Below are 14145 nucleotides of genomic sequence, written 5' to 3'. Positions count from 1 at the left end.
TTAGTACTGTATTTTTTTTAAAAAAATCACTAAAAAATAAATAGATGTTAAAAATTGGAGATAAAAAATTAATAAATGCATGGGCATTTTACGATTGGGCAAATTCTGTATACTCTTTGGTAATTGGTACAGCTATTTTTCCTATTTATTATGCAGGTTTAACTACGGCAGAAGATTTTGCAGGTGCAGATGGAAAAATAGCCTTTTTAGGTACAGTGTGGAATCCAATTACATTATACGATTATGCATTAGCATTTTCTTTTTTAGTGGTAGCATTTATGTCGCCTATGTTATCGGGTACTGCAGATTATGCAGGTAATAAAAAGAAATTTTTAAAAGGTTTTTGCTTATTGGGCTCAATTTCAGTAATGTGTTTGTTTTTTTTTACGGATAAAGAAACACTTTGGGTGGGTATAGTATTCACTATTTTGGCAAGTATTGGTTTTTGGGGGAGTATTGTTTTTTACAATGCATATTTGCCAGAAGTTGCGCATCCAGAACAACAAGATAACGTAAGTGCAAAAGGTTTTATGTTAGGTTACACAGGGTCTATCATCTTATTAATTATGTGTTTAGTTTTAATAGAAACTGAAGTATTTGGTTTTTTTGATAAACAATTTGGCTCTCAATTATCATTTGTTTTAGTAGGTATTTGGTGGCTAGGTTTTGCACAAATAACCTATGCAAGATTGCCAAATGAAGAAAAAAAATTATTACCTAAAGACAATTATTTCAAAAAAGGACTAAAAGAAATTAAGGCTGTTGCTCATGAACTTTTTCAATATAGAGAGTTAAAAATATTTTTAATTTCTTTTTTTCTTTTGAGTATAGGTGTGCAGACCATTATTTTAATGGCGGGTATTTTCGGAACTATTTTGGGTTTAGCCACATTAAATTTAATAGGCACTATTTTAATCGTTCAATTTGTAGGTATTTTAGGTGCTTTTTTGTTTTCGAGATTATCCAACAAAATAGGGAATATTGCAACGTTAAAAATTACAATTGCCATTTGGGGGGTGGTTTGTTTTATTGGTTTTAATTTAACGAAAGATACACCTAATATAGATCTATACTTTTATATTTTAGGTGGATTAATTGGCTTGGTTATGGGTGCAATACAATCTTTAGCAAGATCAACCTACTCTAAGTTACTGCCAGAAACAGAAGACACAACTTCTTACTTTAGTTTTTTTGATGTGACCGAAAAAATTGCATTAGTAGTTGGTATGATTACTTTTGGAGTATTAAACTCTGTGTTTACCATCCAATCTAGTGTTTTGGCTTTGGCAATTTTTTTCTTAGCGGCTTTTATTTTTTTAAGTAGAATAAAGAAGACGAAATATGTGCAATAGTCTATTTTGAAAAGAGTTTATGGATATGATCTTGTTCTATTTGTAAAACAACATTTATTAAAATTTCTTGATCTTTTTGGTTGAGTTTATTCAACATTTCTTCGCCTTTGGTAATGGTTTCTAAGGCTAACTCTAATCCGAAAATTTCTTTTTTAGAGAATATTTTTGGCTTTTTTTTCATTTTAGAAATTAGAAATGCGATAATTTCTTTAATTTTTTTTACCAACTCCTTATCATAAATAATGTTGAAAAACGTTTCTGTGTTTTTCATAAATTCTTCAATTTCTTTATAAGGCAAAAATTGAATTAGAGCATTTATTTTTTCACTGGAGTAGGGAGGTTCAATTTTTTTATGAATTGCTTTAGTTACTAAAGCGCTTTCAAATTTTGTGGCACCTCTAAAAGATTTCATTGCTTTTAAGCCAGCGTTGAATATTTTAGGTAAATGCTTTCCATGTGTAAAAATTAATTGAAAAGAATCTAAAACTAAGTTCAATAATTTTTCAGGATGTTTTATAAAGTCATCTAAAGTACTAAAGGCTTCATTTAAGGTTGCTCTTTTTTCTAAATCAGGATAAACGTAGGTTAAAAAGTATGTTTTTATATCGTTAACAATTTCTTCATTTATGGTTTCAGGAAAATTATAAGAATCTTTTAAAAGATGATATTGATAACGATCTTTTATTAGAATTCTATATCCTAGGATAATTTCGTTTAATATAGTTTCTTTAGGCATATATAATATTCAAAAACATTTTTGTTAGGGCAACCTAAGATAAACTTTTCAAAACGATTAATATTAAAAACAAAAAAGCAGTTGTTAAAACTGCTTTTTTGTTTTTTAAATATTCCTTTTACTCTACAGTAATATTAAAAGTAAGTTCTATATCTGTTGTACCTGCACCAGACAAAGCGTCTGTAACTGTACCATTATTTGGTTTTTTTCCTTCATGTATCACAACAATGGTTAACGAGCCATTTCCTGCACCACCAGTAGTAACATTAGTTGTAAAACCTAAAGGATTTGAGTTTCCATCAACGTCGGTAGTTTCAAACGTAAGATCTGCAACATTAGTTATGTAAAAAACTTCGTGTTCATCTGCTTCATTTTCTATTATTTCCGCACTAATATCTTCATCTTCCTCAAGGTTTATTAATTTAAAAACACCAGAATAAGATGCGTTTGCAGTTAAAGAACCAGATACAACAGTAATTCCATCTGCACCACCTTCACCATCTTCATCAGTAAACGTAAAAGTTACAATATCTGTAGCGTCATTTGTGTTGGTAAGTGTGTATTCTACTTTTGTAATTTCCTCTTCGTGTTCATGTTCTTCTTCATGTACTTCAATGTTAAAAATCACTTCAATATCTGTTGTACCAGATTCAGATAATGCATCTGCAATTGTACCATCATTTGGTTTTTTTCCTTCATGCACTACAGAAATAGTTAGTGATCCTTCACCTTCATCACCAGTATTTACAGTAGTGTTAAACCCTAAAGGATATGAATTTCCGTCAGTATCTGTAGTTTCAAAAGTAAGTCCTGAAATATCTGTAATATAAAATATTTCATGTTCATCTGCCTCTGATTCAGCTATTTCAGCACTAACATCTTCGTTTTCTGCTAGATTCATTAGTTTTAAAACACCAGTATATGTGCTATTTGTTTTTAATTCTCCTGAAATATTTGTAGTTCCGTCTGCACCACCTTCACCATCTTCATCAGTAAATGTAAGTGTTACTTCATCTGTACTATCTTCAACATTGGTAAGTGTATAAACCAACTGAGTAATTTCTTCTTCATGTTCGTGATCATCATGATCATCATGATCATCGTCTGAACACGCCGTTAAAGTTAGCGCCGAAATAAATAAAATGGCTAATAATTTGGTAATTTTAATAGTATTTGGAATTTTCATAATTTTGTTTAATAATTTAATTTAATTTTTAGGTTATAGTTTCTTCCTAAATCATCTGCAAAATATCGCAATCTGTTTAAATGTTCTCTGTATGCTACATTGAACATGTTTTCTATGTTAAACTCTACTTGTAACCTACTTTGTTTAAAAACATTAAATATTGCTGAAGTATTTAATCCAAATAAAGAATATGTAGGAGGTGTAGTGCTAATATCTACAAGAACATCTTCTTGAGATATAGCATTAAAAGTAAAAAAGTTGTAATCTGGAAATCTCTTTTGTTGTAAAACCGTTTTATGATGTATACCGATTTTTAATTGGTTTAAATTTGGATTCGTATAAATTAATCGATTACTGAAATTAGTTGCTGGCATGTGGATTAAAGGTAATTTATCGGTTAAATTATCACCTTGTAAAAGACTTAAACTTCCTGAATATTGAAAACTATCGCTAATTTTTTTGTTGATATCAATATCAACTCCAAAAATTTGTGCATTAATTTGATAATATTGCCATTCTGTAAAAGCTCCTCTAATTGTTGTTACAGCTTTACCATTGGGTATTAGTTGAATAAAATCTTTGATATACTTGTAATATGGGCTTATCGAAAAACCAAAACTGTCAGAATTACGTTCAAAAGAGGCTATAAAATTATTGGCAACTTCATTTTTTAATAAAAGACTACCTGTTTCTATTCTTGCGGCACTATGGTGTAAGCCATTACTAAATAGTTCAGAAACATTGGGTGTTCTTGAGGCCAATCCGTAATTGAATAACAACTTAAAATCGTTCTTTAAAAGTTGTGATAGTCCTAAACTTGCAGAAAAATTGTTGAAATTGAATTTAGGAGAAGTAAAAATTTCAAAATTATCTACAATTCCAGAACTAAATTCTGGAAATAATTCATCGTAATTATTTTCTTCCCAATCAAATACTTTGTATTTCTTTTCTGCTTCTATTCTGGCAAAGTCATATCTTAAGCCTGCACTAATTTCGGTAGTTGCATTGAATTTATATTTGGCTATGGTAAAAATACCGGTTTCATATTTGTCGTAATCTGGAATTAAAGGAATACTAATTCTTGTGATGGATTCATCTGCTGAATCATTTTGCTGAAAACGCAACAAAAAACCCGAGTTAATTTCTAAATTATCTATGGCATCAATTTTTAAATTAGGCTGAAAAGAGGTTGTAAATAAAGTAAAGTCTGCAGCAGCTAGATCTCTAAAACTGGCTCTTCTTCTATCAAATTCTTTTCTTCTATTGAGTTGAAAATCGTATTGTAATGTTAATTTTCCTAGTCCTTTAAACCGTTTGTAAGCTTCTAATTTTGCTAAATGATGTATTATGGTTTGTTTAGGATTATCAATAGTATATGTAAAATCATCAATAAAAGAAGGTTCTTTTCTATTAATAGCATTTACTAAATCATTTACATTACCTACATGTGCAGCTCTAATGATACCAATAGTATTATCTACATAACTGTAATAAACATCAAAACCTTTTTCAAAAGATTTGTATCCAAACCTTGTAGAAGCATTTATGTTTTTAATGCCAGAGTTCGACAAATTATAATTGGCGGCATTAAAATCGCCAAACATTCTATAATTTGCCTGTAGCTTGGTGTAAAAACCACTTTTAAAAGTTTTTATCAACTTAGAATTTATATTCCCTCCATTACCATTAGAATTTAATGATGTTGATGTGCTGCCAAATAAACTGTCTTTAGCTGCATAATTATCAGGACGTATTAAAATCAAACCTCCTATAGCATCACTGCCATACATAAGCGTATTTGCACCTTTTACAATATCAATTCTATCACTAGCATTAATATCTATATTAGGTGCATGTTCAGCACCCCATTCTTGATCATATTGACGAACATTATTATTAATAATCAATAATCTACTACTGTGTAAACCATGAATCATTGGTTTTACAATAGCGTTACCGGTATTTAAAGAAGATACACCACTAACTGTATTTAAGACATCTCCTAAAGATTTATCTGTAAAATCAGCAATTACTTCTTTTTTAATAGTTTGTTCTACACTTGTTTGTTCGGTTTTTGTATTGGTTTTTACAACAACCTCATTCAGTTTTTCTAAATGATGCTCTAAAAAAATTTCTTTTGATATGGATTCGTTTAGATTTAGCGTGATTTGTTTAGTATCACAAGAAATATGACGTACTTCTACAATGATTTTCCCTTTGCAGAGTTTGTTTATTTCAAAATTACCATCAAGATCTGATGTAGTGTATTTTTTTAAATTTAAAATAGCAACAGATGCACCAACAATTGGTGTTTTATCATGAAAATCAATAATTTTACCTTTAAAGGTAAACTCACAATCTTGTGCAGTTACTTTTGTGCTTACGGCACATAGAAACACACACAAAAAGAAAAATTTTTGCATTAAAGTAATCTTTTATGTTCAAAAAAAAAGGAATTTTTAGGCATGAACACAAAGAGGAGGTCCTCTTAAAGAAAACGATAATTGATAATGATTTTTTAAGAAACTATACTGTGTACCAACACTTTTAGAAATGTTAGTTTTTATAGGAATAGAATAATCGATACTAGCTAAAAAAGAAGTACTCTGTTTGTATAAATGTAGTTTACAGTCTACATCTTTTTGATGAATATGTTGTTCTATCTTTGAATTGCAGACATTATGTTCGTGATTAAGAGCATCATGAATAGAATGAACAGCAATTGGCAATATAAAAACTGCCAATAGAAAAAATCCGATATGTTTTTTAAATGTTTTAATGCTATTTTTTCTTTCTGATTCTTAAATTTAACAACTCTACACTTAGAGAAAATGCGATTGCAAAGTACAAATATCCTTTAGGAATAACTCCAACAGTTTTGTTAAAAAACATGGTATGTGATAAATGTGCACCCTCAGCAATTAACATAAAACCAATTAAAATTAAAAAAGATAATGCCAACATTTGAATTGTTGGGTTTCTTTCTACAAATTTATTGATTGGCTGAGAGAAAATCATCATAATTATAATAGAAACAATCACTGCAATAATCATAATAATCAATGCACCATCAATTCCGTTGGTCATTCCAACTGCAGTTAAGATACTATCAAAAGAAAATACAATATCTATAAGTATAATTTGAATAATTACACTTTTAAAAGAAATAATTTTTGGAGCTTTTAATACTTTATCTTCATTGGTTTTTTCAACTTTTTGTCGAATTTCATTAGTGCTTTTGTACAGTAAAAAAATACCGCCTAAAAATAAAATAATACTTTGGCCAGTTAAGCCTGTTTTAAACCAACCTAAATCTATGGTGAAAAAAGGATTTTTTAAAGCAATTAAATAAGATACACTAAACAAAAGTAAAATTCTGGTAACCATAGCCAAACCCAAACCAAGAAGCGTTGCTTTTTTTACCTGATTTTCAGGGAGTTTATTTGCGGATATTGATATAAAGATAACATTATCAATACCCAACACAATTTCTAAAAAAGTAAGTGTAATCAGAGAAACCCAAGTTTCTGCTTGTAAAAATAGCTCCATTTATTTTACTTTATAAATTGTTCCTTTTTTTGAAAATTTAGAAAATCCAATTTTTACGGTAAAATCATAAGAATCTTCTCGAATTTTATTGATTTGTACAAACATTGGGTCTTCTTGTAAACTGTTTTTTGGGTTTATATACTTTAAGGTGTAAAAGAAATTATTTTTCCATTTTATAGATAGTGTATCAATGTTGTTGCCATACTTACTAATTTGTATGCTATCCTTTCTAATAATGGTTTCTTTTACAAAATCATCTCCAGCAGGAATTTCGAAAACCCCAATTTTGAATTTATCTGAATTGTCTTTAAATTCTGATTTGCACGAAGAAAAGAATAAAAGTATTGAAGATATAATTATGAAGATTGAAGTACGAAGTATTACGTATAAAGAAAAAGGTTTGAATAAGCACTTCCAACTTCCAACTTCCAACTTCCAGCTCTTAAAACTCTTTTTTTGCATCATCATAATTTTTATTTATTTAATTTTCAAATTCAAACTTCTTTTTCAAACTAAATTCCAGTATAATTACTTGGTGTAATTACTTTTAATTCGTCTTTAATTTCATCAGAAACCTGTAAGGTATCAATAAAATTAGCAATTGAGTTTTGGTTGATTTTTTCGTTTGTTCTGGTTAATCCTTTTAGTGCTTCATAAGGATTTGGATACGCCTCACGTCTTAAAATGGTTTGTATCGCTTCTGCAACCACAGCCCAATTATTTTCTAAATCTTGTTCAAACTTTTCTTTATTTAACAATAATTTGTTCAATCCTTTTAAGGTAGATGTAAACGCAATGATAGTATGCCCAAAAGGTACACCAACGTTTCGCAAAACAGTACTATCTGTTAAATCTCTTTGTAAACGAGAAATAGGTAATTTTGCAGATAAGTGTTCAAAAATGGCATTTGCAATTCCTAAGTTTCCTTCAGAATTTTCAAAATCGATAGGGTTTACTTTGTGTGGCATTGCAGAAGAACCAACTTCACCTGCTTTAATTTTTTGCTTAAAATAATCCATAGAAACATAGGTCCAGAAATCTCTGTCTAAATCTATGATAATTGTATTGATACGTTTTAAAGTATCAAACAAAGCAGCCATATGATCATAATGCTCAATTTGAGTAGTGGGAAAAGAATGTTGTAAACCTAATTTTTCTTGCACAAACTCAGTTCCAAAAGCTTTCCAATCAATAGTTGGGTAAGCCACTTTATGAGCGTTATAATTACCAGTTGCACCACCAAATTTTGCGGCACTAGGTATATCATTCAATAAATTGAATTGCTCTTTTAAACGCACTACATAAACTTCAATTTCTTTTCCTAAACGTGTTGGAGATGCAGGCTGACCATGCGTTCTTGCCAACATAGAAATATCTGCCCATTCTACAACTAATTCTTGTAGTTTTTCTAAAACTTCAAAATAATGAGGAACAAAAACGTCATTCATTGCTTCTTTAATAGAAAGCGGAATGGCAGTGTTGTTAATGTCTTGTGATGTTAAGCCAAAATGAATAAATTCTTTATCTTTTTCTAAACCTAAAGCATCAAATTTTTCTTTGATAAAATACTCAACAGCCTTAACATCATGATTGGTAATTTTCTCAATATCTTTTATTTTCTGAGCATCTTCAGTAGTAAAATCAACATAAATTTTACGTAATTCTTCAAATAAATTGGTGTCAAAACCAGCCAATTGAGGCAAAGGGATTTCGCATAAAGCAATAAAATACTCAATTTCTACACGAACTCTGTATTTTATCAAAGCTTCTTCAGAAAAATAGTTTGCTAATTTAGATATTTTACCTCTGTAACGTCCATCAATAGGAGAAATGGCATTTAATTGTGTCAAGTTCATTTTAATTCTGTTGTTAAATGCAAAAATACGGATTTCAACAGATTTATGAACCAGATTTTTGATGTTTTTCTATCAATTTTAGGATGTGTTTTCCTCGTGCTTTTGTGCCTTTACTTTCGTGAATTATTTTAGTTTCAATTAAATGTTTTAGCTCTGGATGTATCCAGTCTTTTTGCAATCCGAATAAATATAAAGTATTCATTGTGTAGGCTCTAACTGCAATTTTTTGAGGCGTAATTAACCAATCGAAACCAGCTTCTACAATAGCGTCTATATGGATAGGTTTTAGTTGTTTTTGCACATTATTTATATGTTTAGCATAAAATGCATTTGCTAAATGTTCACAAATTTTTGCACATGGCCTTATTGCTCCATCAAATTTTAAAGTGCTTATTTTTGTAGTAAATTCATCTAAATGTGGTAATATCCAATTTAAGTGATGATGGGTGCAAATCCATTCTAAAATCCAAGCTGCTTTAATTGATATTCTATCATCAATATTAAAAGTTATTGCAACTAAATCTTTGAATAACTCTTGTTTTTCCAAAATAATATTAGCCACTGTTTGACGGTTTTCTCTTTTGGCATTTTCTATATTATTTAGGTGTTCTGTTAAAAAAATAACACTCATTTTTCTTAGATTGATGTATATTTACGCTAAAATCTTTGCCATGCTAAATATAAAGAGACTTAGTTTTATTTTACTATTTTCAGTTTGTTTTTTTTTGAGTAACGAGTGTAATGCTCAAAAAATAAATCAGTTTGATGCCAATAAAAAAAGAACAGGAGTTTGGAGAAAATATCATCCGAATAAAAGAATACGTTATACAGGTAAGTTTGTAAACGGAAAAGAAGTTGGTGTTTTTAAATTTTATGATATTACAGATTCTAAAAACCCAACCATTATTAAAAAATTTTCTGCCACAAGTGATTCTGTAGATGTTTCTTTTTATTCAGTAAACGGAGTTTTAAAAAGTAAAGGTATTTTTATCGGAAAAAAAAGAGTAGGCGAGTGGAAGTATTTTTTTGCTGATGGTAATTTATTGTCTAAAGAGTTTTATGTTGATGGTAAATTAAATGGTGAGTTAATCAATTATTATCCGAATAAAAAACCAGCAGAAATTAGCCAATATAAAAACGGATTAAAAAATGGTATTTCAAAAAAATACACGAGTGATGGAGTGCTGATTGAAGCAGTTGAGTACAGCAATGGAAAGCCTAATGGTTTGGCAAAATATTTTGAATTGGATGGTGATTTACGAGAAACTGGAAGGTATAAAAACGGCAAGCGTGATGGAAAATGGCAGTTTTTTATGGATGGAGAAATGGTTTCTGATGAAGGTTTAAAGAAAAAGAAAACCTTTACTAAAAAGAAAACCAATAAAAATTAATACTTCGTTTTTTTATTTGGATTACGATTAGACATTAATAATATTACAAATTTAATCCATCAATTTTTACAATAAATACATCAATGCTTTCAATTTATAGTTCACTAACAAAGTCGTAACTTTGCAACCTCAAAAATTAAAAAATGAAACGAGTTGTAGTTGGTCTTTCTGGTGGTGTAGATTCTAGTGTAACCGCACATTTATTAAAAGAACAAGGCTATGAAGTTATTGGGCTTTTTATGAAAAATTGGCACGATGATTCTGTTACTATTTCTAATGAATGCCCTTGGTTAGAAGATTCTAATGATGCCATGATTGTTGCAGAAAAATTAGGTATTCCTTTTCAAGTGGTAGATTTGAGTGCGCAATACAAAGAACGTATTGTAGATTATATGTTTGATGAATATTCTAAGGGTAGAACACCAAATCCGGATGTGCTATGTAATCGAGAAATAAAGTTTGATGTTTTTATGGACATCGCTTTAAAGTTGGGTGCAGATTATGTAGCAACTGGTCATTATTGCAGAAAGGCAGAAGAAGTTATTGATGGACAAACTGTGTATAAATTGTTAGCAGGTATAGACAATAATAAAGATCAATCGTATTTTTTATGCCAATTATCGCAAGAACAATTGTCAAAAGCCTTATTCCCAATTGGCGAATTAACCAAACCAGAAGTTAGAGAAATTGCAAAACAAGCCGATTTAATTACCGCAGAAAAGAAAGATTCTCAAGGATTGTGTTTTATTGGTAAAGTACGTTTGCCAGAATTTTTACAGCAAAAATTACAACCAAAATCAGGAGAAATCGTTCAAATTCCCGCAGATTTTGAACAATATACAAAGTCAGCTCCAAAATTTGAAAACAAAGAAGCAGAATTGAAGTACTTGTCTACCAAATTTTCTTACAAAAAAGAAGATGGAAAAGTTGTTGGTAAACATCAAGGAGCACATTATTTTACCAAAGGACAACGAAAAGGACTAAATGTTGGTGGTACAAAAGAAGCTTTGTATGTTATAGAAACTGATGTCAATGAAAATGTAATTTATACAGGCGAAGGTAAAAATCACTCGGGTTTATATCGAAATGTTTTGTTTGTTTCGAATGATGAACTGCATTGGATTCGTGAAGATTTAGCACTAAATTCAGGTGAAACCTTAAAAGTAGCAGCAAGAATTCGTTATCGTCAAAAATTAGACAAAGCTACTTTACACAAAGTAGATGAAGGGTTGTATGTAGCTTTTGAAAATAAACAATCTGCTATTCAAGAAGGGCAATTTGTAGCTTGGTACAAAGAAGATGAATTGTTAGGCTCAGGAGTGATTTCTTAATAGTATTAGAATAAAAAAAGTAGTATTTTAGACAGATGAAAAAAATACTACTTTTTTTATGTACAACAACTGTCTTTACTGCTTTTTCACAAACCGAAGATGCATGGGTTTACTTCAAAGATAAACCAAATGCAACAACGGTTTTACAAAATCCTATTGACATTTTATCAGAAAAAGCATTACAAAGAAGAACTAAATTAGGTATTTCTTTAGACGAAAAAGATGTTCCTATTCATTTAGATTATTATAATCAACTTAAAAATGAAGGGAATATTGTTGTTTTAGGAAAATCGAAATGGTTAAATGCCATCCATATTCAAGGTACAGTTTCTCAAATAAATGGCTTGATACCCAATTTTCCTTTTATTGCATCTATTGAGTTTGCTAACAAGTCATTGAACACCAATGGTAAAGAAAAGGAAAAAAAAGTACTCGCAAATCATCATGATAAATTTTTAAAAACACTAACCGATTTTAATTATGGTAGTGCAGAAAATCAAATAAAAATGTTGAAAGGAGACTTTTTACATCAACAAGGTTTAACAGGAAGTGGACAAATAATTGCGGTTATCGATGCTGGTTTTCCTAACGTAAATACGATAGATGCTTTTCAAAGAATAAGAGAAAATAATCAAATTTTAGGAGGTTATAATTTTGCGGATAGAAGTGAGAATTTTTATACAAGAGATAGTCATGGAACCCACGTTTTATCAACCATAGCAGCTTATAAAGAAGGTGAATTTGTGGGTACTGCACCAGATGCAAAGTTTTATTTGTTTATTACCGAAATTGCTGAAACAGAAACTGTTTTAGAAGAAACCTTATGGGTAGAAGCTGCAGAAAGAGCAGATAGTTTGGGGGTTGATGTTATTAATACTTCTTTAGGATATACAACTTTTGATAATCCCAATCACAGTTATACTTATGCAGATATGGATGGAAAAACCACTTTTATTTCTAGAGGTGCAGAAATTGCAGCTTCTAGAGGTATTTTGGTTGTAAATTCAGCAGGAAATAGTGGAAATGATGCCTGGAAATATATTGCTGCCCCTGCAGACGCGCCTTCCGTAATTTCTGTAGGTGCCGTAAATGCATCAGGTAATATCGCCTCTTTTAGTTCTTTTGGACCAACTGCTGATAATAGAGTTAAGCCAGAAATTGTTGGCCAAGGAGTTAGCGCTACTATTATCAATTATTCAACTGGAGGCATATCTACCTCAAATGGAACTTCTTTTTCATCACCAATTGTAGCTGGTTTAATTGCTTGTTTGAATCAGAATGAAAGTTTTACCTTAAAATCTGCAACTTCTAGCACTAATTTTAATGTTTATTTAAAACAAGCTTTATATCAATCTGCTGATAAATATGAAAACCCAGAAAATCAATATGGCTATGGAATACCAAACTTTCAAAATGCATTAAATAGTTATATTGGAGCTGTGGGTTCTTTAAATGATAATTTTTTATCAGATTTACAAATTTATCCTAATCCAGTGGAAAATATATTTACTATTTCTGGTAAATCGAAATCATCTAATAATTATCACATTAAAATATATTCCATTCTCGGAAAAATGGTTTTTGAAAAAAATATTTTGCAATTTCAGCCTATTGATATTTCTGCTATAAATAGTGGACTTTATTTTATCAAGATATTTACAGACAAACAATCGAAAACAATAAAGCTTTTAAAAAATTGAAAAAAAATCGAATTACAGAATTATTTAACACAAAATATCCCATAATTCAAGGAGGTATGGTTTGGGTTTCTGGATGGAAACTAGCCTCTGCTGTCTCTAATGCAGGTGGTTTAGGTTTAATTGGGGCAGGATCTATGTATCCAGAAGTGTTGCAAGAACATATTCAGAAATGTAAAAAAGCTACAGATAAACCTTTTGGTGTAAATGTACCGATGTTATATCCTGAAATTGAAAAAATAATGGATATTATTGTAAAAGAAGGTGTTAAAATTGTGTTCACTTCTGCAGGCAACCCAAAAAAGTGGACCTCCTTTTTAAAAGAAAAACAAATTACAGTAGTTCATGTTGTAAGTTCTGTAAAGTTTGCATTAAAAGCTGAATTAGCTGGAGTTGATGCTATTGTTTGTGAAGGTTTTGAGGCAGGTGGGCACAATGGACGTGAAGAAACCACAACGTTTACGTTAATACCCATGGTAAAAGAACAGGTTAACATTCCTGTAATTGCTGCTGGTGGAATTGCTTCAGGAAGAGGAATGTTAGCAGCAATGGTTTTAGGTGCAGATGGTGTGCAAATAGGGAGCAGGTTTGCAGCCACTCAAGAATCGTCTGCACATATCAATTTTAAAAATTCTATTGTAGCTGTAAAAGATGGCGATACGCATTTAACCTTAAAAGAATTGGCACCTGTTCGTTTAATTAAAAATAAGTTCTTTAATGATTTGCAAACGTTGTATCAAAAAAATCCTACTAAAGAAAATTTACAAGAATTATTGGGTAGAGCAAGAGCTAAAAAAGGAATGTTTGAAGGCGATTTAGAAGAAGGAGAACTAGAAATAGGCCAAATTGCTGGATTAATTCATAAAATAGAGCCTACAAAAGAGGTAATAAATAAAATAATAGACGAATTTAATCAAGTTAAAGCCTTTATTTCTAAGCTTTAAGAATTTAATTGAAAGAAAATCAATTATTTACATTAAGTTAACTTTATTGGTAGTATATTTGCACTTTAACATAACGTTGCTGTAAATAAACAGTAACAAATTA

At 30.1% G+C, this 14145-nt stretch carries 13 protein-coding genes; 5 read left to right on the top strand and 8 right to left on the bottom strand.

The genetic code is table 11. From position 1 onward, the window contains the following. The first annotated feature begins 44 nt into the window (after positions 1 to 44). Positions 45 to 1352: an MFS transporter gene (locus ACW9UN_RS12465; protein WP_459486624.1), complete on the top strand. Its 1308-nt coding sequence runs from the start codon at positions 45 to 47 to the stop codon at positions 1350 to 1352. Between the two features lies 1 nt (position 1353). Here ACW9UN_RS12465 and ACW9UN_RS12460 read toward each other — a convergent pair whose 3' ends face one another. The 8 genes from ACW9UN_RS12460 to ACW9UN_RS12425 all read right to left on the bottom strand — a co-directional run bounded on the left by ACW9UN_RS12460 (position 1354) and on the right by ACW9UN_RS12425 (position 9310). Continuing rightward, positions 1354 to 2088 (bottom strand): hypothetical protein, encoded by a 735-nt coding sequence (locus tag ACW9UN_RS12460; protein ID WP_459486623.1) that lies wholly within the window; start codon positions 2086 to 2088, stop codon positions 1354 to 1356. 118 nt (positions 2089 to 2206) lie between these two features. Further along, on the bottom strand, positions 2207 to 3274 hold the full coding sequence (locus ACW9UN_RS12455) for a hypothetical protein (RefSeq protein WP_459486622.1): 1068 nt from the start codon (positions 3272 to 3274) through the stop codon (positions 2207 to 2209). An 8-nt stretch (positions 3275 to 3282) separates the two neighbouring features. Then, the gene (locus tag ACW9UN_RS12450) at positions 3283 to 5697 is read right to left on the bottom strand and encodes a TonB-dependent receptor (RefSeq protein WP_459486621.1); all 2415 of its coding nucleotides are present in this window, start codon (positions 5695 to 5697) and stop codon (positions 3283 to 3285) included. 36 nt (positions 5698 to 5733) lie between these two features. Further along, positions 5734 to 6018 carry a hypothetical protein gene (locus ACW9UN_RS12445; protein WP_459486620.1) on the bottom strand — a complete coding sequence of 95 codons (285 nt, stop codon included), beginning with the start codon at positions 6016 to 6018 and terminating at the stop codon, positions 5734 to 5736. A 37-nt stretch (positions 6019 to 6055) separates the two neighbouring features. Next, positions 6056 to 6823, bottom strand: a complete 768-nt coding sequence (locus ACW9UN_RS12440; RefSeq protein ID WP_459486619.1) for a TerC family protein — start codon at positions 6821 to 6823, stop codon at positions 6056 to 6058. Further along, the gene (locus tag ACW9UN_RS12435; RefSeq protein ID WP_459486618.1) at positions 6824 to 7291 is read right to left on the bottom strand and encodes a hypothetical protein; all 468 of its coding nucleotides are present in this window, start codon (positions 7289 to 7291) and stop codon (positions 6824 to 6826) included. It lies immediately after the preceding gene. Between the two features lie 44 nt (positions 7292 to 7335). Continuing rightward, positions 7336 to 8679 (bottom strand): adenylosuccinate lyase, encoded by a 1344-nt coding sequence (purB, locus tag ACW9UN_RS12430; protein ID WP_459486617.1) that lies wholly within the window; start codon positions 8677 to 8679, stop codon positions 7336 to 7338. Positions 8680 to 8722: 43 nt separating this feature from the next. Continuing rightward, complete coding sequence (locus ACW9UN_RS12425) at positions 8723 to 9310, bottom strand: HEAT-like fold family protein (RefSeq protein ID WP_459486616.1); 588 nt, start codon at positions 9308 to 9310, stop codon at positions 8723 to 8725. Positions 9311 to 9404: 94 nt separating this feature from the next. Between ACW9UN_RS12425 and ACW9UN_RS12420 the strand changes: the two genes are divergently transcribed. The 4 genes from ACW9UN_RS12420 to ACW9UN_RS12405 all read left to right on the top strand — a co-directional run bounded on the left by ACW9UN_RS12420 (position 9405) and on the right by ACW9UN_RS12405 (position 14042). After that, the gene (locus tag ACW9UN_RS12420) at positions 9405 to 10070 is read left to right on the top strand and encodes a toxin-antitoxin system YwqK family antitoxin (protein WP_459486615.1); all 666 of its coding nucleotides are present in this window, start codon (positions 9405 to 9407) and stop codon (positions 10068 to 10070) included. Between the two features lie 143 nt (positions 10071 to 10213). Continuing rightward, a complete protein-coding gene (gene mnmA / locus ACW9UN_RS12415) occupies positions 10214 to 11401 on the top strand; it encodes a tRNA 2-thiouridine(34) synthase MnmA (RefSeq protein ID WP_459486614.1) in 1188 nt (395 codons plus the stop codon). A gap of 35 nt (positions 11402 to 11436) precedes the next feature. Then, positions 11437 to 13101 (top strand): S8 family serine peptidase, encoded by a 1665-nt coding sequence (locus ACW9UN_RS12410; protein WP_459486613.1) that lies wholly within the window; start codon positions 11437 to 11439, stop codon positions 13099 to 13101. Positions 13102 to 13157: 56 nt separating this feature from the next. After that, a complete protein-coding gene (locus ACW9UN_RS12405) occupies positions 13158 to 14042 on the top strand; it encodes an NAD(P)H-dependent flavin oxidoreductase (RefSeq protein WP_459486693.1) in 885 nt (294 codons plus the stop codon). Positions 14043 to 14145: the final 103 nt, after the last annotated feature.

It is taken from the genome of Polaribacter litoreus, from assembly GCF_054584775.1.
Note: the sequence above shows the minus strand (reverse complement) of the source record. Positions and strands in the feature narration are given on the sequence as shown.

Bases quoted from the DNA above. Each gene is read 5' to 3' on its own strand.
- ACW9UN_RS12465 (WP_459486624.1), top strand. From the start codon at position 45: ATGTTAAAAATTGGAGATAAAAAATTAATAAATGCATGGGCATTTTAC.
- ACW9UN_RS12460 (WP_459486623.1), bottom strand. From the start codon at position 2,088: ATGCCTAAAGAAACTATATTAAACGAAATTATCCTAGGATATAGAATT.
- ACW9UN_RS12455 (WP_459486622.1), bottom strand. From the start codon at position 3,274: ATGAAAATTCCAAATACTATTAAAATTACCAAATTATTAGCCATTTTA.
- ACW9UN_RS12450 (WP_459486621.1), bottom strand. From the start codon at position 5,697: ATGCAAAAATTTTTCTTTTTGTGTGTGTTTCTATGTGCCGTAAGCACA.
- ACW9UN_RS12440 (WP_459486619.1), bottom strand. From the start codon at position 6,823: ATGGAGCTATTTTTACAAGCAGAAACTTGGGTTTCTCTGATTACACTT.
- ACW9UN_RS12435 (WP_459486618.1), bottom strand. From the start codon at position 7,291: ATGATGATGCAAAAAAAGAGTTTTAAGAGCTGGAAGTTGGAAGTTGGA.
- purB (WP_459486617.1), bottom strand. From the start codon at position 8,679: ATGAACTTGACACAATTAAATGCCATTTCTCCTATTGATGGACGTTAC.
- ACW9UN_RS12425 (WP_459486616.1), bottom strand. From the start codon at position 9,310: ATGAGTGTTATTTTTTTAACAGAACACCTAAATAATATAGAAAATGCC.
- mnmA (WP_459486614.1), top strand. From the start codon at position 10,214: ATGAAACGAGTTGTAGTTGGTCTTTCTGGTGGTGTAGATTCTAGTGTA.
- ACW9UN_RS12410 (WP_459486613.1), top strand. From the start codon at position 11,437: ATGAAAAAAATACTACTTTTTTTATGTACAACAACTGTCTTTACTGCT.
- ACW9UN_RS12405 (WP_459486693.1), top strand. From the start codon at position 13,158: ATGGTTTGGGTTTCTGGATGGAAACTAGCCTCTGCTGTCTCTAATGCA.